Below are 18,949 nucleotides of genomic sequence, written 5' to 3'. Positions count from 1 at the left end.
CTTAAAGGCTCAAAGGTTGTTATCCTTTGCCCCGCTCCCTGGCAGGGCAGTTATCACTCACATCTGCTGAGTGCTAACGAGGGAAAGCTAGGAATGCCCCCCTCCCTTGTCAACACGGAATCGGCAAAAAAATGAGGGCGCCGGCGCGCCCTCTGCTGTCTTCGGAAATTCCGCTTACGCCGCCTTGTCTTTCAAATGCGCAAAGCTGTCCTTGAAGCGGCTGAACTTATGCGCGCCGCAGGTCACCGGCTGATACCGTGCCGGGTTTTCCGCGCTGACGCAGCTGTCCAGCGGCTGGATCACGGCATCTGCATCCGCATCAATGAAGAACGGGATCGAATAGCGCTCGCGCCCCGAGGCATTCACCACCCGGTGCAGGTTCGCAAGATACAGATCATTGGTCAGCCGCTGGATCAGATCGCCGATGTTGATCACAAAAGTCCCGGCAATCGGCGGACCTTCGACCCAATCCCCTTCACGGTTCATCACCTGCAACCCGCCCACGTCATCCTGCGCCAGAATTGTCAGGCTGCCGTAGTCTGTATGGGCGCCGATGCCCATCACGCTCTCATCAATCTGCCCCTCTTGCGGCGGGTAATGCAGCAGCCGCTGGATGGTGATCGGGTCCTGCATCTTCGGGGCAAAGAAATCCGCCTTCAGATCCAGGCTGACCGCAATTGCCTGCATCAGCCGCTCTGCCAGGCCTTTCATCTCCTGATGATAGCCATAGACCGCCCGTTCGAATGCAGGCCGCGCCGCCGGCCACAGGTTGGCGCCGAAAAACGGCGCGGTACCGCCGGGGCATTCCGGCCCGATGTCAAAGCATTCCTTCAGATCCTTGGTCTTCTTGGGGTCGGTGTTTTCGCCGAAGATCTCGATGTAACCGCGCAACGCCAGCCCGGATTTGGAGATATGCAGGTCCATTTTGTCCGCCAGCGGCAGATCAAAGAACGCCCGTGTCTCATCAAAGGCGCCGTTCACCACTGCCTCGGGTACCCCGTGGTTCCTGACGTAAAAAAATCCTGCATTGGTCAGCGCCCAGCGGATTTCCTTGGCCACCTCGAACAGGCTGCCGCCGCTGTTCAGCGCGCTGATGTCGATTACCGGGATCTTGTCGAAGGATTGCCGCTGCGCCCGCAGCCGATCCTGCAGCCGGTCGATGTCCTGATGTGCCATTGCTGTCTCCCCCTCATGCAAAGCTAGGCCTGTCATCGGCCTAGAGGCGCGCAGGCTCAACAGGGAAAAATCACAACTGAGTTGACCTCAATTCATCTGAACCGCGTAACAAGCGATGCAATAAAGGCGGTATTAGGCTTAGATGCGAGGATAGAATTCACCTTGATGACTCTTTCGGCGCCTCATCCTCCCAGCTGCCGGCCCAATGCACCAGTCCCGCACGGCCCGCATCCGTCAGCTGATAGATGCCGGTCGCCACCCGCTCGAACCAGCCGTAATGGTTGCTGGCCATCAATTGCGTCGCGCGCGCAACACCGGTGGCTTTGGCAACAACGGCCCCCTTGCAGGCGCCCGCATCGGCCAGATGCGCCGCACAGGCGAGCGCATCCTGGCGGTAGGCCGTAACAATGCCATGCCGGGTGGCGCCGCCCGCATTGGGATCGCCGCGCAATGTCTGAAACTCGCGCAGCAACCGCGCCTGCTTCTTCTTCGACTTTCGCGGGGCATAAGGGCCGGGGTCGCAATGCACCTCGGCCCGACCGTCCGCCAGCACCGTGATCAGCCCCAGTCCCAGCCGCCGGCACAGCGCCAGATTGTCCTTCATCATCCGCCGCGCCTGCCGCCCTCCGGGCCGCAGCACCGCGATATAGACAAGGTCGGTGACCGCCAGCCGGGCCACCGCCTGGTGAAACAGCGACAGCGAAAACTTCAGCTTCAGTTCGACAATCACCATTGGCTCCGCGCCGCGGACACCCACCACATCGGCGGCGCCCACCTCACCCTTCACCTCATAGCCCTGCCCTTCCAGCAGCGCCTTTACCGGCGCATACAGCTGATCCTCGCGTTCCATCGCCCATGACTGGCAGGTCGCGCCGCCGATGGCAATCCGCGGCATGGATTTGAGGCCCAGACGCAGGGTTTTGCATTGCCGCCCCCGGCGCCGCACCCTAGGGTCATACATCCAGGCTGCTGTTCCGGAACCGGTGAGAGGGCTTAGAATGAAACCGATAGCACTTGCACGCGCCCTGGCAGTTGGGCTGGTACTTGGCCTGGCCCTGCAGGCCCCTGCCGCCATGGCCGCCTGCCGCGGCATCGACTACCGCGACCATCTGCCCGCCGCCACCGAGGCACGGCTGGAGCGCGAGATGGCCGCCACCCCGTATTCGCGCGGCAACCACTGGGTCGCCACCAAGGGGAACCGCACCATACATGTGATCGGCACCATGCATGGCGGCGATGCCCGCATGGCCAAGGTGATGCGCACCCTGCGCCCGGTGCTGGCGCAGGCAGGCGCCATTTATCTGGAAACCTCCGACTCCGATCTGGAACGCTTGGACCGGATGCCTGATGAGCTGGCCCGCAGTTTCCTGCTGCCTAAAGGCCAGGAATTGCGGCACCTGCTGCCCCGCGACGCCTGGGAGCGGTTCCAGCTGACGGCCCAGGTGACCGGCGTCAATCCGGAAACCATGAACCGGATGCAGCCCTGGGCGATTTCTATGTTTGTGGTGCAAAGCGGCTGCCGCCCCTACGGCTTTGGCCTGCGGCGCGGGCTGGATGACCGGATATCCGATTTCGCCCGGCGCAAACGGATCCCGCTGGGGGCGCTGGAAACCCCGGAACAGGCGCTGGCAGCAATTGCCAGCCTGCCGCTCAGCGATCAGGCCCGGATGCTGGCGCTGGAACTGGAACTGGTGCAATCCGGCAAGCCCGAGGATGCCACTCCGGTTGAAGCCTATTTCGACCAAAGTGTCTGGACTTCCTTTGTCCTCGCCCCCTGGATCAGCGCCCAGTACAGCAGCTTCTCCGGCGCCGAAACCGCGCGGCTATGGCGGCAGTACAACCGCCGCCTGCTGGATCAGCGCAACCAGCGCTGGATGAAACCGATCCTGGCCGCCCGGCAGGACCGGATTGCCGTCGCCGTCGGGGCTGCCCATCTGCCCGGCAAAAACGGTGTTCTGAACCTGCTGAAAGCCAAGGGCTTCAGCCTCGCTCCGGCGCCGTGGTAAGGCGGCTCCCGCCCGCACTCAGATCTCAGGACCCTCCCGTTATGCAGCTTTTCCTTTGCCTGTTATTCCTCTTGCTGCCCGCCTCATTGTGGGCGGCCTGCACCGGCACCGACCTGCGCACCGCCCTCGCCGCACCGGACCGCGCCCGCATCGAGGCGCGCACCGCCGCTGTGCCCTTTGCCGAAGGCAACCACTGGATCGCCCGGCGCGGCACCCGCACGCTGCATGTGATCGGCACCCTGCACATCAACGATCCGCGGATGGAGGCCATCACCGCCCGGCTGGCCCCCTTGGTACGCCAGGCAGACCTTCTGCTGATGGAGGCCAGCCCCGCCGACAAGACGGCGTTCGAGGCCGAACTGGGCCGCACGCCCTCGCTGATGCTGATCACCGACGGCCCCAGCCTGATCGACCGCCTGCCCGCCGATGAGTGGGAGGCCCTGGCCGCCAAGGTCCGCAGCCATGGCATGGCCCCCTGGATGGCAGCCAAGATGCGGCCCTGGTTCCTGGCGATGGCAATGTCATTCCCGCCCTGCCTGCGCCAGGACAAGGACATCAAACGGGGCCTTGATGTACGGCTCAGCAAGCTGGCCGAAGACGCCGGTGTTGCCCTGCAGTCGCTCGAAGATCCGATGAGCGTTATCCGGATGATGGACGCCGATCCGCTGGAAGAGCAGGTCCGTCAGCTGCGCGCCTTTACCGCCATGATGGGCGGCGGCCAGGACAGTTTCATCACCACGGTTGAGGCCTATTTCGACCAGCAAGCGCTGAGCGCGCTTTTCCTGAGCGAATGGGACTTCCTGCAAAGCGGCGCCCTGACCAGGGCAGAGCGCGAAACCCTGTGGGCAGAGGCGATGGACGGGCTGCTCGACCAGCGCAACCGCAACTGGATCCCGGTGATCGAAGCGGCCAGGGGCGACCGCATCGTGGTGGCCGCCGGCGCCTTGCATCTGCCAGGCAGGGCCGGCCTGCTGAACCTTCTGCGGCAAGAGGGCTACAGGCTGGAACGCGCCCCGTTCTAGGCACAACGCCGCATTGCAGCGGCTGCGGGGTGACAAGCCTGCGCGCCAGCCCTATAAGGCGCGCAAATCTCCCTTCGGACCTCTTGAGTGAACAGGACTGCCCCATGACCATCCAAGTTTTCGGCCATAAATCCCCCGACACCGATTCCACCGGTTCCCCGATCATCTGGGCCTGGTATCTGAACGAGGTAAAGGGTGCCGCAGCCGAGCCCAAACTGCTGGGCGAACCGAACACCGAAGCGGCCTTCATGCTGCAGCGCTGGGGTTTCGAGAAGCCCGCGATCATCGCCGACGTGGCCGATGACGCGGCTGTGGTCATTGTTGACACCAACAACCCCGCCGAGCTGCCTGCCAATATCAACGGCGCCGATGTGCAAGCGATCATCGACCACCACAAGCTGGTCGGCGGCCTGGAAACCAAAGGCCCGATCGACATCACCATCCGTCCGCTGGCCTGCACCGCCACCATCATGCACGACCTGATGGGCGATGACGCCGCCAAGATGCCGGACGCGATCAAGGGTGCTGCGCTGACCTGCATCCTGTCCGACACGCTGGAATTCCGCTCGCCGACCACCACCGCGCATGACAAGGCCGTGGCTGAAAAACTGGCCGCTGACCTGGGCATCGATATCGCCGGTTACGCGGCTGAGATGTTTGCCGCCAAATCCGACGTCTCTTCTTTCTCGGACGCGGAACTGCTCCGCATGGACTCCAAGGAATACGCCGTCGAGGGCACCAAATTCCGCGTCTCCGTGCTGGAAACCACCGCGCCGGGCGTGGTGCTGGACCGCAAGGCCTCGCTGATGGAAACCATGACCTCCGTTGCGGCAGAGGACGGTGTTGACCAGGTGCTGCTGTTCGTCGTGGACATCCTGAACGAGGAAGCCACCCTCCTGGTGCCGAACGATCTGGTGAAGACCGTGGCCGCCAAAAGCTTTGGCGCCGATGCGGCAGGCGACACCGTGGTGCTGCCAGGCATCATGTCGCGCAAAAAGCAGATCATCCCGAACCTGAAAGTCTAAGCGCCGCTGCCGGCCCGGACCGTAAAAGGCGCCCCGCAGGGCCCAGCCCCTGACGGTAAATGTTGAAATAAAGACCTCGGTTGGCCACAAAATGGCCAACCTACCTCTTAGAAACTCTCTTGAACGTCTCCTTGGGGGAGATTTTGGAGGGTTTCCACATGAACGACCTCTCGAAGATATCTTCGAGAGACCTCGGCCTTGAGCGCCGGCTGCCTCTCCCCTTCGAGGGTGTTGATGTCAATTTCTGCCGGAACCCGCAGTGCTCAGGGCTGGAACTTTCTCCAGATCCATACAAGCGGCCTTTGGGTAGCCCAGCGGCACCGCCCGGAGAAATTCGCGGCGCAGTGGTCGGCAGTCGCCGCAGTGAGTTTTCCGGGCTGGATATATGCCAAGGCAATGCCCCGGTTCCCGGCCCGTTCAATGAGGGTGGCCGGATCATTTTTTTCCGAGCGCCTCCTTCAGCAGGTCGTTCTGCATGCTGACGTCAGCGTGCATGCGCTTCAGCCGCCGGTTCTCCTCGGACAGCGTCGCTCGCCATTGCCCTCGGACCAATGGCGGACATTAGCTCGCTCTCACTGATGAGACTGGCGTCCATGCCGCCATACTTCGCCCGTCACTTGTACAGCGTGGCGCCGGTTCGGCGGGGAATTGATCCAGTGGATCAATTCCGTTTCCGCCTCACTCCCGTGCTCGCGGCACAGCTCGGTGGCAGGCACACCGCCCTCCATTTGGTGCAGCACACCCAAGATCTGGGCTTCTGTGAATCGTGTCTTCTTAATCGGAATCTCCTCGTTCACCCTGCCGAGAAAATTCTACTTCCGCATCCCCTTAAGATCGGGGGGATGACCCCGGTTGGATACGGTTCAAAAGAAACACCCGCGATGAAGCTCGGGCTTACTCGCGGGCGCATCTATGAAAGGGACTTTTTGTAAGCCTGTATCAGCGTTTCTTGGGAAGGTTTTTGTAGTTCCGAACCTCGATCCAAGCGATGTCGTCAAACCGGAAAAAGAGTATTCGTCGCCCAGTTTCATAAGCAGGGACCGATTTCCCTTTTACTTCGACTTGGAGGACTTTCTCGTCCCGGTGGAAGCAAACGCTCTCACAGAGAAACATATACTCAGCTCCCTGAGCTCTAGCATGACCTTTCTCCGAAAGCCCCCATAGCTGAAAACACAGATAAGGGAAGAACCCTTCGTATGGAGGGACTTCCCCATTTGCCGGCCAATCTTCAAGAACCGCATCAAACCGATTCATCACATCCTTCTATTGTGCAGGCTCAGGAAACTGGTTCACGGAATAGAATGAAAAATGATCCCGCCATCGAAATAGCGGGATCAACATTTTCCGTCAGGGGCTGGCCCGCAGGGCGCCTTTTTTTCATTGCGGCAGGACCCTCTCCGGCTGCGGTGCCCCGTCGAAACGGCGCTGCCACCACTCACTCCTTTACCTGCGCACCTGCCGGAAACAGCGGCCTGTCCTTAAACAGCGGCCCAACCTTTGCGCAACTTCGGTCCCGCTGTAACTCCGGCCCTGGCGGGCGGGCACTCAATATATGGCGCCGGCGGCCCAAAGGCAGCGGCCCCGGCGGAGCCTGGACCGGGGTCAGGCAGATTGCGCCTGAGGCGCGTCCCCGGCCGGGGGCCAAGCCTCGCTGCCATCGTTAAAGTCCTCCCAGCGCGCACCGTCAATGCCGGTGTCATTGGCTTCCGGCACCGGCTGCGGCGGATCCGCTGGCGCCCGTCCCGCGGCAGCAGGCTGATCCGCCGGGCGAGCCGGTTGCGCCGCCGGCGGGCCGTCGCGCAGGACAAACTGGCCGACCACCTGATTCAGCCCCACAGTCTCATTGTTCATGGCGCGGATCGCGGATCCGGATTCCTCAACCATGGAGGCATTCTGCTGCGTCACCGAATCCAGCTGGGAAACGCCGATGTTGATCTCGTTCAGCCCCTGCGCCTGTTCGGCGGACTCGCTGGAGATACCAGACACCAGATCGGCAATATTGGTCACCTGGCTGACGACGGTCGTCAGCGCCTTGCCCGCGCCGTCCACCTTTTGCACCCCGTCCTTCACATGCGCCGTGCTGGCGCCGATCAGCGTCTTGATTTCATTGGCCGCGTCCGAGGACCGCTGCGCCAGCGCCCGCACTTCGGAGGCAACCACCGCAAAGCCGCGCCCGACCTCGCCTGCCCGCGCGGCCTCAACCCCGGCGTTCAGCGCCAGCAGGTTGGTCTGGAAGGCAATGTCGTCAATCACGCCGATGATCTGCGAGATCTGGATGGACGAGTTTTCAATCTCGTTCATAGCGGCAATTGCACCTTCGACCACACGGCCGCTGTGTTCGACATCCGCACGCGCGGTTTCCACCGCGGATTGCACCTCCTGCGCGTTGCGCGCCGATGAATTGACACTCGCGGTCATTTCTTCCAGCGCTGCTGCGGTTTCTTCCAGTGTGGCAGCCTGGCTTTCAGTGCGGCCCGACAGATCCTCAGAGGCGGTCTGGATTTCATTGGACTGCCGCTGAATGCGCGCGCCCGCTCGGACCACGTCGGCCATCAGCTCATTCAGCTTGTCGACGGTTTCATTAAAGTTCACCCGCAGCGGATCGTAATCGGCGCTGAACTGTTCAGAAATCCGGTCGCTGAGATCGCCCTCGGACAACCGTTTAAGACCGCTGCGCAACCGGTCGATGACCTTTTCGCTTTCTTCGCGCAGGGCGTTCTGCTCGTCCAGAGCGGAAATAACCCGGCCCGACACCGCATCGATGTCCTTGGCAATTTCGCCGAAGTCATCGGCGCGCATCCGGTCAGCAACCTTAAGCCCCAGATCGCCCTCGGCCACTTCCCGCAGAGCCCCGCGCAGCCGGGCAATCGGGCGCACAATCGTCAGGGTGACTTGCCGCGCGTTGCGAGCAATCACCAGCAGTGCCGCCACTGAGAACCCGATCAGCATATACAGCAGCTGCATGTCATGTGCCCGCGCCTGCTGCGCAGTCTGCTCGGCAAACGCTTTTATCTCTTTACCCAGAGGCGCCAGCAACTGGTTGAGAGCCTCATATTGCTCTTGCAGCTTGGGCAGCGCCGCCGCGGCGGCGGCAGCATCCGTATAGGCCAGCTCTTCAACGGCTTTGGCCGCCTGAATGAAAGTCTCTGCCGCCGGAGCAAGCTCTGCCACTTGCTGACGGATTGCATCGGACATTTCGACCTTTTGCAAGGCCGCAACCGCATCCCGGAGGCTCTGGATATCGCGGGCAAGCTTGGCCTGAAAATGCTCCTTCTTGGCGGCTGGCCCGTCCGGTCCCACCAGCAGGGCGTGGACCGCGCCGGCCTCAATCGCATCGTGCATTTTGTCGGCCATCAGCTCATGGCGGATGACCGCCGTGGCATTGATTTGCCGTTCCAGTTCAAGCTCGCTTTGCCACAGGCTGTAGACGGACATCGCCGCAAGCACCAGGACGGAAACAGTGGAAACCACACCGGAAATGACCAGCCGTGTTTTTATCGGAAGATTACGGAACATCGCTAACACACCATTGAGTTGCTTTCCATTCACCCTATGAGAGAGTCGTTAAAAAAGCCTTGGACACTCAGCAGCGCGAGCCCAACGGGTGGCACCAAAATGGATCCGGGACCCTTGCGCAGCAGATGCGGCGGCGCCGGTGCGGGGCGGAACGAAAAGGCACCACCCCGCAGGCCGCCCCTGGCGGCAGGCGCTCAAAATGACCTTAGGTTACGGGATTTACTGCACTTTTTGAAGTTCGACTTTGGCGTCGATCTGCTCCATCGTGGCCAGAACCGTTGCCAGACGCTTGGCATCAGGCGGATGCGTGCCCCAGAAGGACAGCCTGCCCGCTTCGGTGCGCGCGGCTTCTGGCCGGGCAAAGAATCTGGCGCCCTCAACCGGGTCATAGCCGGATGCATGGGCAATTCTTGTGCCCAGCGTATCGCTCTCCAATTCATAGGTCTGGGAATATGCAGTGGAGCCGGCCGCTGCGCCGACATCCATGCTGGTGCTGACCAGCGAAGGATCATAATAGCCGGAGTCCGCCGTGGCGGCAGCTGTTATCACCCCCAGAATCAGCGCCCCGGCCAGCGCCTGCTGCTTTTGTTTCTCGATATGGCGGCCCAGCAAGTGGCCGTATTCATGGCTGAGTATAAAGGCCACCTCGTCATCGCTGGCGGAATCCCGCAGCATCGGCATCGAGATGCGGATGACCGGCTTGTCTTCGCGATAGGTGAAATAGGCGTTGCGCTGCTCCATCTTGCGGTCAATGCCGATATTGACGTTGCAATCGAAGTTGCTGCGCTCGGCGGTCAGGGTTTCGCAGTATTTCCGGCCCACCGGGCTGATCCGGGCCGCGACCCGCTTGAACCGGCGTTCTGCGGCGGCGGCTGACAGGCTTTTACGCGGGCCTTGGCTGCGGGCGTCAGCGAACATCCGGGTTGCCGCCTGGGATTGCGCCTGGCCCGGTTCAGGCAGCTGAAAAGTGGTGCCGCAAGCGCCCAATCCGGCTGCAAAAGCCAATCCCGCCAGGGTTCGAAAAATCGGTTTCATGTAATCTCCGTTCAATTGAGAAAGGTATCATTGAGAAAACCGCTGCACCGTCAACTGCTGACGACGGGTTGTTTCCAGCCGTTGCGCCGCTGGCCATTTCCTGCGGCCTCTGCCATAGCTGTGGCGCATACATTCACACGCGCGAAGGCCCGGCCATGACCCAGATCATCTCCTCCCTGTCCGAAGTCTCCAGCCGCTACAAAGCGCTGTTTGTCGATCTTTGGGGCTGCGTGCATAACGGGATTACCGCATTTCCCGAGGCCGTTGCGGCGCTGCAAGCCTACCGGAAGCAGGGCGGCATCGTGGTGCTGGTGACCAATTCGCCGAAACCGCGCGCAGGCGTGGCGGCGCAGCTGGGACAGTTCAACGTGCCGGATGATGCCTATGACACCATCTCGACCAGCGGTGACAGCGCCCGGGCGGCGATGTTCACGGGTGCTGTCGGCACATCGGTCTATTTTATGGGCGAATGGGAGCGGGACGCGGGGTTTTTCGAGCCGCTGCATGTGATCCATGAACCGGTGGAGATCACAAGGGTGCCGCTGCGCGAGGCCGAGGGCATTGTCTGCTGCGGCCCGTTTGACACTATGGCGGATCCGGAGGTGAACCGGGCGGATTTCCTCTATGCCAAGCAGATGGGCATGAAGCTGCTCTGCGCCAATCCGGATATCGTGGTCGACCGCGGCGAGAAACGGGAGTGGTGCGCCGGAGCGCTGGCGCGGCTTTATACGGAAATGGGCGGCGAAAGCCTGTATTTCGGTAAGCCGCATCCGCCGATTTATGATCTGGCACGGCGGCGCCTGACCGAACTGGGACATGATTTTGCCGATTCCGAGATTCTGGCGATCGGCGATGGGCCGCATACGGATATTGCCGGCGCGATGGGCGAAAGCATCGATTCCCTGTTCATCACCGGCGGGCTTGCGGCCAGAGAGACAAAGACATCGGTCCAGCCGGCCCCGGACGCGCTTGAGGCCTATCTGGCGCAGGAACAGTCCGCACCCAGCTATGCCATTGGTTTTTTGCGGTAAACATGCCTTCGCCAACCCCCTGCCCGGCACGGAGCACCCTGTGTTTTGAACAAACCCCGCCCGAACCGGCGGGGTTTTGTTATGTGAGAAATGTCTTGATTTTCTGCAGTTGCAAAGTAATAAAGTTGCGCAAGCGGCCAATCCGGCGCGCAAAAATTACATCGCCAGACGGTCAAGCCACGCGATCAGGATAGATGATCGGGCCAGAAGATCAGGACCAGGCGAACGGAGGATGAGATGTTGGACAACCTGCCGCGCGGAACCATCTGCATTGAAGACATCGAAATGGGGATGGTGCGTTACCTGCGCAAAGTCATCACCGATGAGGACATCGAGAAGTTCGCCGAGGTCTCGACCGATCGCAATCCGGTGCATCTGGATGACGAATACGCCCAGGACACCATTTTCGAGGGCCGCATTGCCCATGGGATGCTGACCGCGGGGCTGATTTCGGCAGTGATCGGCGAGCAGCTGCCCGGCCATGGCACCATCTACATGAGCCAGTCGCTGAAATTCCTGGCCCCGGTGCGCCCCGGCGACATGGTGCTGGCCGAGGTCGAGGTGACCGACATCGTGATCGACAAGCGCCGGGTCAAGCTGGAGTGCCGCTGCATCGTCGACGGCAAGAAGGTGCTGGTCGGCGAGGCCATGGTGATGGCACCGTCGCGCAAATTCGACTGACACCGCAAGCTGCGGCAGGCAAGCTGGCGCCGCGGGCTCAGACGGGCCCCCAATAGAAGGGGCATTGCCCCTTCGGCGCCTGCCGGGCCGGGCTTCGCCCGTTCGGGTCTGAAATGATCCTCCGGATTATTTCCGGGACGCCCCTCACCCCCAGGGTATTTCAGTCCAGAAAGAAGCGCATTGGCAGCCGATTGGCCCTTGCGCGCCGCCGGGCAAGCGCCTGCCCGTCCTGGCGGGCCGGCGCTTTGGGTCTGGCACAGCCCCCCGCAACTGGGAATATGCTTTCCCGGGATAAAACGGCAGGCACCGGCCTGTTGTTGCGCCCCCCCACGGGCAGGCGCCCGGCCAGCCGGTTCCCTCCGCCGCCACTGGCCGCTTGAACCGCCCGGCGCATGGCGCTACGGATGCGCCATGCGTATCGTCAGAGACTATGAATTCGTCGAAGACCAGGACCGGGGCGCCACTGTCGCCATCGGCAATTTCGACGGCGTGCATCTGGGCCATCAGTCGGTGATCGAACTGGCCCGCAGGGCAGCCCCCGGAGCACCCTTGGGGGTGATGACGTTTGAGCCGCACCCGCGCGAGTATTTTACGCCCGAGGCGCCGCCGTTCCGGCTGATGCGGGCCGAGACCCGCGCCCACCGGCTGGAGAAGCTGGGGGTGGAGCGGCTGTATGAGCTGAACTTCAACACCGCGCTGTCCAGCCTGACACCGGAAGAGTTTGCCCGTGACGTGATCGCCGGCGGACTGGGGCTGGCACATGTGGTGGTGGGCGCCGATTTCTGCTTTGGCAAGGGTCGTGCGGGCAATGCGGATGACCTGCAGCGGTTCGGCGCGGTGCACGGCTTTGGCGTCACCATTGCGCCCCTGATGGAGTATTCCGAACACGCGGTGTCTTCAACCGCGATCCGCAACGCGCTAAGCGAGGGCCGGCCGGCGGATGCCAAGGAGATGCTGGGCCACTGGCACCGCATTGAGGGCGTGGTGATCGGCGGCGAGCAGCGCGGACGGGAGCTGGGTTTTCCGACCGCGAACATGTCGATTGAGGGGCTGCACCAGCCGCGGTTCGGTGTCTATGCGGTGCTGGTGGATGTGCTGGACGGGCCGCATGCGGGCAGCTATCTGGGTGCCGCCTCGATCGGGGTCAGGCCGATGTTTGACGGAGTGGTGCCCAACATCGAAACCTTCCTGTTTGATTTCTCGGGCGATCTTTATGGCGCGACGCTGTCGGTTGCGCTGGTGGCCTTTTTGCGGCCCGAGCTGAAGTTTGACGGGCTGGAAGCGCTGATTGAACAGATGGACGCAGATTGCACCACGTCCCGCGAAATCCTGGTGGCGCTATGAAACCTGAGAAAGACGTGATTGACCGTTCGGGTCTGGGCAAGCGTTTCTGGGAGAAGAAACCGCTTGCGAAGCTGAACCAAAAGGAATGGGAAGCGCTGTGCGACGGCTGCGGCAAATGCTGCCTGAACAAGCTGGAGGACGAGGACAGCGGCGAGGTCGCCCTGACCCGTGTCGCCTGCCGCTTGCTGGATGATGACAGCTGCCGCTGCGCCCAATATCCGATCCGCCATCAGTTTGTGCCCGAATGCATCGTGCTGAAGCCGGAGAACCTGGATACCCACGCCTATTGGATGCCGGAAACCTGCGCCTACCGGCTGCTGTGGCAGGGCAAGCCGCTGCCGGAATGGCACCCGCTGCTGACCGGCACGCCTGACAGCGTGCATGAGGCCGGCGTGTCGGTGCGCGGCTGGACAGTGTCCGAATTTGAGATTTCCGAAGACGAGTGGGAAGACCACATCATCGAAGAGCCGCTGGGCTGACGGCAGCCTGGAGGGCCGCGCAGGCCGGGCAGGAATCGCAATGCCCGCCCCGCAGAAAGAAGGATCCCGCTTATGCACTTTGCCTCTGACAATTCCGGCCCGGTGCCGCAGCAGATCCTGGATGCCCTGGCCAAGGCCAACCAGGGCTATGCCATGGGCTATGGCGCCGATGCGGAAATGGCCGAAGTGACGGCAAAGATCCGCGCGGTTTTCGAGGCGCCGGAGGCATCGGTGCATCTGGTTGCCACCGGCACGGCAGCCAATGTGCTGGCGCTATCGACCCTGGCGCAGCCCTGGCAGACGGTGTTCTGCACCCGCCCGGCGCATATCCTGCAGGATGAGTGCAACGGACCGGAATTCTATACCGGCGGCGCCAAGCTGACGCCGGTGACGGATGCGGACAAGATGACACCGGAAACTTTACGTGCCGCGATTGAAGGCGAGGAAGTCCGCGGTGTCCACGGGCCGCAGCGGGGACCGGTGTCGCTGTCGCAGGTCACTGAATTCGGCACGGTCTATTCAGTTCCGGAAATTGAAGCACTGGGAGCGGTGGCCCGCGAATTCGCGCTCCCGGTTCATATGGACGGCGCCCGGTTCACCAATGCGCTGATCCCGCTAGGCTGCACCCCGGCTGAGATGACCTGGAAGGCCGGCGTGTCGGCACTGTCCTTTGGCGGCACCAAGAACGGCTGCCTGGGAGTGGAAGCGGTGATTTTCTTTGATCCCGGCCACGCGCAGGAGTTCGAGTACCGCCGCAAGCGCGGCGCGCATCTGTTTTCCAAGCACCGCTATCTGTCGGCGCAGATGCTGGCCTATCTGACCAATGACCTGTGGCTGGACAACGCCCGCACAGCCAACTCAAATTGCGCGATGCTGGCCAAAGGGCTGCAGGCCGCGGGCGCCCGGTTCACCCATCCAGCCCAGGCCAATATGATCTTTGCCGCCCTGCCCCGCAGCACCCATCAGCGGCTGTTTGCAGCGGGCGCAGTCTATCATCTGTGGGACGGGCCGTTGCACGGGCCGGAGCAAGAGCTGGTCACCGCCCGGTTTGTCTGCGACTGGTCCGTAACCGAAGAGCAGATCAGCGCCTTCCTCAACCTGCTGTAAAGAGCTGGAGTGCAGCAGGCTTCGTTATGGGGCTGGTTCTGTGGAAAAACAGCGTGCTGCGAGCGCAGAAAGTGACGCCCTGAAAGCGGCGCGGGTGCCTTTCGTGTCGGGCTTTGCGCATTTGCTGCGGTGCAGGAAAGATCTTTGCTAGATTGCGGAGCTTTTGAGCGGTTGCGGCGAGAGGGAATTCGTCGTTTGCTCCGCACGGACCACGTAATCGCAGCCAACCCAACGCGAGGATGCGTTTGAGATGGGCGAAGAGCATCTCAACCTTCTTCCGCAGACGCATCGAGATCGCATATTGTTTGGTCTTGGCGATGTCGCGGGCGACCTGACGGGCGTCTTCATGTTCTTCGCGGGTGATCTTGCGCGCATCTACGTTCAGGCAGCAATTCATCTTTGACGGGCAGGCTTGGCAGGTGTGTTTCAAAGCTTGGCACTTGGCGGCACCCTTGCCGCTGGGGCTGCGATTGGGATCAGAACAGTTGTGGCGGAACTGTTTGAGCGGCTCACCTTCAGGGCAGATGTATTGGTTGTTCTCTGGGTCCCATTCGAATTCGGTGCGGCTCCATGTGCCGTCAGTTCGGCCTGCTTTGTCCAGCACTGGTAAGTGGGGGTTGATGTCACGATCTACGAGCCATCCCAGCATTGGCCCTGATCCATAAGCGCTGTCTGCAATAAGCTATTCTGGGTCAATATCATGCTGTTCCTTGATCCGGTCCAACATTGTGCGCACAGCTTCTGCTTGTCGGATCGATCATGTGCCCTCCGCATCGACGATCACGCTGCGATCGGTATCAATTAGGTAATTGGTGGAATGGCTAAAGAACGCTGGTCCTTTACGAGCCGCTATCCACAGACTGGATGGATCCGAATGGGACGTAAACTTAGGTTCCACGGTGGACGCAGCACCGAATGCCGCGTCATCCAAGACATCCAGATACTCCTTCACGGCGCGCGGTGCATCGCTTGGATCGATGGCACTGTGATCCCAATCTTCCTTCGGTGTGGAGTTCTGTTTGGTCGCATCAGCCTCGATCAGACTGGCATCTGCCGCAAGGCGCTGGCCGCTCACCAAGCCATCCGTAATGCACCGTACGACAGACTTCTCGAACAGATGCCGCAACAGTTGCTCTCACGGAAACGCCCATGCCGGTTCTTGGAAAAGGATGAATGGTTTGGCACCGGATCGGACAAATCAAGGCGGCAAAACCAGCGGTATACGAGGTTCAGATGCATTCATCGCACAAACGGCGCTCTGATCTGATACCGAAGCAATAGCCAACCAACAGCATCCTCCCTCTTGGGTCATTGCTGTGCAATGCCCTGCCGGGCAGTGGATCAGCAGCTCAGGATCAATGGAGGGGCGGCCCGTATGACTGTAAGCGCCTGCCAAATACTGCCTGATGTCATCCAGGTCGACGAACCGGTCAATCGAGCGCAGAAGATGGTCTTGCGGGATATGATCTTCCAAAGAGAACTCGTTGAACAGCGCCGCCTGCGCTTCCTGCTTCGGTTCCATCATCGCTCACCCCCCGACCAATTGGGAAATTGAATCAGCGAATGGGCATCCGATCAAAGAGGAGTTTTTCAACGAAATCAGCCGGGTGCTGCCAGAAGGCGCATAGGCTTTTGGCGATGGCGGCCGCAAACTGGGTTTTGCGGTGGGCCACCCCGACCTGGCGCTGCACGGGGGTGTCCGTGCTGAGCGGCCGCACCGTGATCCCCTGTTGCGCGCGGGCATGGCCCATGGGCACCAGCGCCACGCCCAATCCGGCGGCCACCAGATCCAGCAGCTGGGCGTCATGCGCGGCTTCGGCGACGATGGCGGGTAGCGCCTGCTCCTGCAACAGCAACTGATCCGCTCCGGGGCAGTAGGGCCTCGCGATCAGCGGCTCGCCCGCCAGATCGGCCAGGGTCAGCGCCGCCTGCGCGGCCAGGGGGTGATCGCGGGGCAATGCGGCGCCATAGGTTTCCTGCCATAACACCTGAAAGGTGCAGCCCCGCGGCACGCAGCCATCGGAGCAAAACAGAATATCCGCTTCCTCGCGGCTGTTGGTAAACTGGAACGTCAGCGCCGCATTGTCCCGGCGCAGACCGGACAATGCGGCCTGAAAGGACGCCACCAGAATATCCGGCTGGCAATGCACCCGCACCGCCTGCGGTGCCCGTCCGGTCAGCCGCTGCTCCAGCAGACTGAGCTGCGCCAGCACGGCGCCCGACTGGCGGTACAGCTCGTGCCCCAGCGCGGTTGGCGCAAGCCCGTCACGGCGGCGCAGGAACAGGGCGCCGCCATAGTGTTCTTCAAGTTTTGAGACCGCCGCCGAGACCGACGGCTGGCTGACCCCGTTCATCCGGGCCGAGGCGCTGAAGGTGCCGGTGTCATAGGCGGATTGAAAATAGCGGAGCGGGGCAAGGTCCATCATAGTCAAAGACTATGCCACCAATAGGCATCAAAGCAATTAACTTTGACACTTCTGCGTGGCTAAGTGTCTGCGAAAACAGCAGCACAGAAGGACAACACCATGAAGGACGCGGGCATTACGCAAGGGGCCGGGACCACGGACCCCGTCATCGCACAGGTTCTGAAACATTTCGAAGCCGGGGATCCGGCGATCATGGGGCTGATTGCTGCGGACATCGATTTCCGCATTGATCACTACAAGGATGACGCCGATATCGCCTGGCAGAGCGCCACGGATATCGAAGGTTTTGCCCAAGTACTGACCCGGCTGGGCCAGGAAGTGTTTCCGCAGGGCACGCAGATCCTTGCGGCGGACACGCAGGACCTTGGCAATGGCTGGTTTCTGACCCGGTTCGAGCAGCGGTTCTTCTATGCCCGGAGTGCAGCAATGGCAGAGAGCGTCACTTTTATCACCACCCATCAGGAAGACGGGAAGATGGATTTCTTCCGCGAGGTGGTGACAACAGTGACGGAAATCTGACCTCCCGGCGGCGCATCAGACCTGCGGCGCAAGCAAAACGCAACTGGGCCGCACAAGGCCAGCCGCAGGTCAAGAGCGGGCCAATGGCGGGTCACGGGCGAGTCAGGGGGCGGGCAAGCCGCGGGTCTGGGGCCTGTCAGTTGCAGGCCTGCCAGAACTGCCGCAGCAGCTGCGCCGTTTGCTGCGGGTGCGTCACCGGCAGCATATGGCCCGCACCCGGCACGCATCCGGCACGGGCATTGGCCAGCCGGCGGCTGACCCCCCGGACAATTTCCCCGATCACGCCCGGGCTTTCACTGCCGTGAAGCAGCAGCACAGGCATGGCAACAGGATCCAGAGCGCCGGGGGCAAGGGTGCCGTTTTCGTCGTCAAAAAGCGCCGGGTGGCAGGCAGGCACCACAGGGATTGCGCGTATCATAGCATCACGGGCCTGTTCGGGCAGGTCGGTCCACTTTGGCTCTCCCGGCCCCCACATCCGGTTGAACAGCCGCGCCATCAGTGCGAGATCCCCGGCTGCCCAGGCCGCATCGATTGGCCGGCTGGCGGCTTCGAGGGTGGCGAATACCGCCGGGGCGTCGGATTTGGCCACGGCAAACAGCACCGGTTCGATCAGCGTCAGGCTGCGCACAAGATGCGGCCGGGCCATTGCCATGCGCAGGGCCACAGTGGCGCCGAAGGAGTGCCCGATCAGATCCACGGGTTCGCTCAGCAAGGCAAGGCCTGCGTCAACGTTCAGCAGCTGATAATTGCCGGTGCCGTCCCAATCCGGGCTGCGCCCATGGCTGAGCATATCGAAAGCGGTCAGGGTGATGCCCTCGGCCATCTCCCCGGCCAGACGGCGCCAGGCGCCGGAATGGGCCAGCGAGCAATGCACCGCCAGCACATTGCGCGGGCCCTGGCCGAAGCTGCGCGAAAAGATCCTCTCGGGCCAGCCGGTCTGGTCGCCTGTCACGCAGCATGTCCTGCCAGATGCGCGTCCAGGTCTTCCAGCCGGTCCTGTCCCCAGAACTTTGCCCCGTCTGCGGTCAGCCAGAACGGCGCGCCGAACACACCGGCATTGACTGCGTCCTCGAGGTTCTGCGCATAGGTCTCCGCGCCGGCCAGAAGACCGCTGTCCGCCAACGCGGGGTCGAAGCCGGCGCCGTCGAGACAGGCGCGGATCACCGCATCCTCGGCGATGTTCTTCTCCTCGGCCCAGCAGGCGCGCAGGATCGAATGCACCAGCTGCCCCAGATCGCCGCCGCCTGCGGTTTGCGCCGCGATAATGGCGTATGAGGACGGCGCGGCATTGGCCGGCCAAAACGCCGGTTTCAGATTGACGGGCATACCCAGCTTTGCCGCCTGCCGCTCCAGCTCAACCAGGCGGTATTCCTGGCGTGCGGGATGGCGTTCGCCCGGAGGGGTGCCGCCGGTGCGGCCAAACAGCGCCAGGATGTCCAAAGGTTTGCAAATCACCTCGGCCCCGTGACGGGCGGCAATCTCCCACGGCTTTGTGCCGGCCAGGTAGGTAAAGGGCGATAAAGTTGAGAAGTAGAAATCGAACGCTGCCATAGGCTGTATCTCCCGCTTAGAACTTTGCGCG

General features: G+C 62.1%; 16 protein-coding genes and 2 pseudogenes. 9 read left to right on the top strand and 9 right to left on the bottom strand.

Features of this window, described 5'->3' with window-relative positions; genetic code table 11:
• Positions 1 to 174: 174 nt before the first annotated feature.
• Together K3724_RS05735 and K3724_RS05730 are read right to left on the bottom strand one after the other, a co-directional pair.
• The gene (locus tag K3724_RS05735) at positions 175 to 1,176 is read right to left on the bottom strand and encodes an isopenicillin N synthase family oxygenase (RefSeq protein ID WP_259990876.1); all 1,002 of its coding nucleotides are present in this window, start codon (positions 1,174 to 1,176) and stop codon (positions 175 to 177) included.
• Between the two features lie 157 nt (positions 1,177 to 1,333).
• The gene (locus K3724_RS05730; protein ID WP_259992570.1) at positions 1,334 to 2,026 is read right to left on the bottom strand and encodes a DUF2161 domain-containing phosphodiesterase; all 693 of its coding nucleotides are present in this window, start codon (positions 2,024 to 2,026) and stop codon (positions 1,334 to 1,336) included.
• Between the two features lie 148 nt (positions 2,027 to 2,174).
• On the opposite strand from K3724_RS05730, the gene K3724_RS05725 reads away from it, so the two are divergent.
• The 3 genes from K3724_RS05725 to K3724_RS05715 all read left to right on the top strand — a co-directional run bounded on the left by K3724_RS05725 (position 2,175) and on the right by K3724_RS05715 (position 5,229).
• A complete protein-coding gene (locus tag K3724_RS05725) occupies positions 2,175 to 3,182 on the top strand; it encodes a TraB/GumN family protein (protein WP_259990874.1) in 1,008 nt (335 codons plus the stop codon).
• Positions 3,183 to 3,223: 41 nt separating this feature from the next.
• The gene (locus K3724_RS05720) at positions 3,224 to 4,204 is read left to right on the top strand and encodes a TraB/GumN family protein (RefSeq protein ID WP_259990872.1); all 981 of its coding nucleotides are present in this window, start codon (positions 3,224 to 3,226) and stop codon (positions 4,202 to 4,204) included.
• A 104-nt stretch (positions 4,205 to 4,308) separates the two neighbouring features.
• Positions 4,309 to 5,229, top strand: a complete 921-nt coding sequence (locus tag K3724_RS05715; RefSeq protein WP_259990870.1) for a manganese-dependent inorganic pyrophosphatase — start codon at positions 4,309 to 4,311, stop codon at positions 5,227 to 5,229.
• Between the two features lie 438 nt (positions 5,230 to 5,667).
• On the opposite strand, the pseudogene K3724_RS05710 reads toward K3724_RS05715, so the two are convergent.
• The 3 genes and pseudogenes from K3724_RS05710 to K3724_RS05700 form a co-directional block, all read right to left on the bottom strand.
• A pseudogene (locus K3724_RS05710) lies at positions 5,668 to 6,008 on the bottom strand (transposase); the annotation flags it as partial.
• Positions 6,009 to 6,831: 823 nt separating this feature from the next.
• Positions 6,832 to 8,745 carry a methyl-accepting chemotaxis protein gene (locus K3724_RS05705; protein WP_259990868.1) on the bottom strand — a complete coding sequence of 638 codons (1,914 nt, stop codon included), beginning with the start codon at positions 8,743 to 8,745 and terminating at the stop codon, positions 6,832 to 6,834.
• Positions 8,746 to 8,964: 219 nt separating this feature from the next.
• Positions 8,965 to 9,780 carry a M48 family metalloprotease gene (locus K3724_RS05700; protein WP_259990866.1) on the bottom strand — a complete coding sequence of 272 codons (816 nt, stop codon included), beginning with the start codon at positions 9,778 to 9,780 and terminating at the stop codon, positions 8,965 to 8,967.
• A 155-nt stretch (positions 9,781 to 9,935) separates the two neighbouring features.
• Here K3724_RS05700 and K3724_RS05695 point away from each other — a divergent pair, with 155 nt between their 5' ends.
• From K3724_RS05695 to K3724_RS05675, 5 genes are all read left to right on the top strand, one after another.
• A complete protein-coding gene (locus K3724_RS05695) occupies positions 9,936 to 10,811 on the top strand; it encodes a TIGR01459 family HAD-type hydrolase (RefSeq protein ID WP_259990864.1) in 876 nt (291 codons plus the stop codon).
• A 237-nt stretch (positions 10,812 to 11,048) separates the two neighbouring features.
• A complete protein-coding gene (locus K3724_RS05690; RefSeq protein ID WP_259990862.1) occupies positions 11,049 to 11,492 on the top strand; it encodes a MaoC family dehydratase in 444 nt (147 codons plus the stop codon).
• 411 nt (positions 11,493 to 11,903) lie between these two features.
• Complete coding sequence (locus tag K3724_RS05685) at positions 11,904 to 12,836, top strand: bifunctional riboflavin kinase/FAD synthetase (protein WP_259990860.1); 933 nt, start codon at positions 11,904 to 11,906, stop codon at positions 12,834 to 12,836.
• A complete protein-coding gene (locus K3724_RS05680) occupies positions 12,833 to 13,315 on the top strand; it encodes a YcgN family cysteine cluster protein (RefSeq protein ID WP_259990859.1) in 483 nt (160 codons plus the stop codon). The genes K3724_RS05685 and K3724_RS05680 overlap by 4 nt, the downstream gene beginning before the upstream one ends.
• 72 nt (positions 13,316 to 13,387) lie before the next feature.
• A complete protein-coding gene (locus tag K3724_RS05675; protein ID WP_259990857.1) occupies positions 13,388 to 14,422 on the top strand; it encodes a low specificity L-threonine aldolase in 1,035 nt (344 codons plus the stop codon).
• 124 nt (positions 14,423 to 14,546) lie between these two features.
• Here the strand turns inward: K3724_RS05675 and K3724_RS05670 are convergent.
• Positions 14,547 to 15,947, bottom strand: a pseudogene (locus tag K3724_RS05670) (transposase); the annotation flags it as partial.
• A 31-nt stretch (positions 15,948 to 15,978) separates the two neighbouring features.
• Positions 15,979 to 16,848, bottom strand: coding sequence for a LysR family transcriptional regulator (locus K3724_RS05665; RefSeq protein WP_259990855.1), 870 nt, complete (start codon positions 16,846 to 16,848; stop codon positions 15,979 to 15,981).
• A gap of 63 nt (positions 16,849 to 16,911) precedes the next feature.
• Here K3724_RS05665 and K3724_RS05660 point away from each other — a divergent pair, with 63 nt between their 5' ends.
• Complete coding sequence (locus K3724_RS05660; RefSeq protein WP_259990853.1) at positions 16,912 to 17,367, top strand: hypothetical protein; 456 nt, start codon at positions 16,912 to 16,914, stop codon at positions 17,365 to 17,367.
• Between the two features lie 136 nt (positions 17,368 to 17,503).
• Here the strand turns inward: K3724_RS05660 and K3724_RS05655 are convergent, their stop codons facing one another.
• On the bottom strand, positions 17,504 to 18,319 hold the full coding sequence (locus tag K3724_RS05655; protein ID WP_259990851.1) for an alpha/beta fold hydrolase: 816 nt from the start codon (positions 18,317 to 18,319) through the stop codon (positions 17,504 to 17,506).
• Positions 18,316 to 18,918 carry a 2-hydroxychromene-2-carboxylate isomerase gene (locus K3724_RS05650; protein WP_259990849.1) on the bottom strand — a complete coding sequence of 201 codons (603 nt, stop codon included), beginning with the start codon at positions 18,916 to 18,918 and terminating at the stop codon, positions 18,316 to 18,318. The genes K3724_RS05655 and K3724_RS05650 overlap by 4 nt, the downstream gene beginning before the upstream one ends.
• Positions 18,919 to 18,949: the final 31 nt, after the last annotated feature.

Source organism: Leisingera sp. M658, from assembly GCF_025144145.1.
Lineage (GTDB): Bacteria > Pseudomonadota > Alphaproteobacteria > Rhodobacterales > Rhodobacteraceae > Leisingera.
Note: the sequence above shows the minus strand (reverse complement) of the source record. Positions and strands in the feature narration are given on the sequence as shown.

Excerpts from the sequence above, each read along its gene's own strand:
- K3724_RS05725 (WP_259990874.1), top strand. The coding sequence starts at position 2,175 with ATGAAACCGATAGCACTTGCACGCGCCCTGGCAGTTGGGCTGGTACTT.
- K3724_RS05720 (WP_259990872.1), top strand. The coding sequence starts at position 3,224 with ATGCAGCTTTTCCTTTGCCTGTTATTCCTCTTGCTGCCCGCCTCATTG.
- K3724_RS05680 (WP_259990859.1), top strand. The coding sequence starts at position 12,833 with ATGAAACCTGAGAAAGACGTGATTGACCGTTCGGGTCTGGGCAAGCGT.
- K3724_RS05730 (WP_259992570.1), bottom strand. The coding sequence starts at position 2,026 with ATGGAACGCGAGGATCAGCTGTATGCGCCGGTAAAGGCGCTGCTGGAA.
- K3724_RS05700 (WP_259990866.1), bottom strand. The coding sequence starts at position 9,780 with ATGAAACCGATTTTTCGAACCCTGGCGGGATTGGCTTTTGCAGCCGGA.
- K3724_RS05675 (WP_259990857.1), top strand. The coding sequence starts at position 13,388 with ATGCACTTTGCCTCTGACAATTCCGGCCCGGTGCCGCAGCAGATCCTG.
- K3724_RS05695 (WP_259990864.1), top strand. The coding sequence starts at position 9,936 with ATGACCCAGATCATCTCCTCCCTGTCCGAAGTCTCCAGCCGCTACAAA.
- K3724_RS05715 (WP_259990870.1), top strand. The coding sequence starts at position 4,309 with ATGACCATCCAAGTTTTCGGCCATAAATCCCCCGACACCGATTCCACC.
- K3724_RS05690 (WP_259990862.1), top strand. The coding sequence starts at position 11,049 with ATGTTGGACAACCTGCCGCGCGGAACCATCTGCATTGAAGACATCGAA.
- K3724_RS05735 (WP_259990876.1), bottom strand. The coding sequence starts at position 1,176 with ATGGCACATCAGGACATCGACCGGCTGCAGGATCGGCTGCGGGCGCAG.
- K3724_RS05685 (WP_259990860.1), top strand. The coding sequence starts at position 11,904 with ATGCGTATCGTCAGAGACTATGAATTCGTCGAAGACCAGGACCGGGGC.
- K3724_RS05705 (WP_259990868.1), bottom strand. The coding sequence starts at position 8,745 with ATGTTCCGTAATCTTCCGATAAAAACACGGCTGGTCATTTCCGGTGTG.
- K3724_RS05665 (WP_259990855.1), bottom strand. The coding sequence starts at position 16,848 with ATGATGGACCTTGCCCCGCTCCGCTATTTTCAATCCGCCTATGACACC.
- K3724_RS05650 (WP_259990849.1), bottom strand. The coding sequence starts at position 18,918 with ATGGCAGCGTTCGATTTCTACTTCTCAACTTTATCGCCCTTTACCTAC.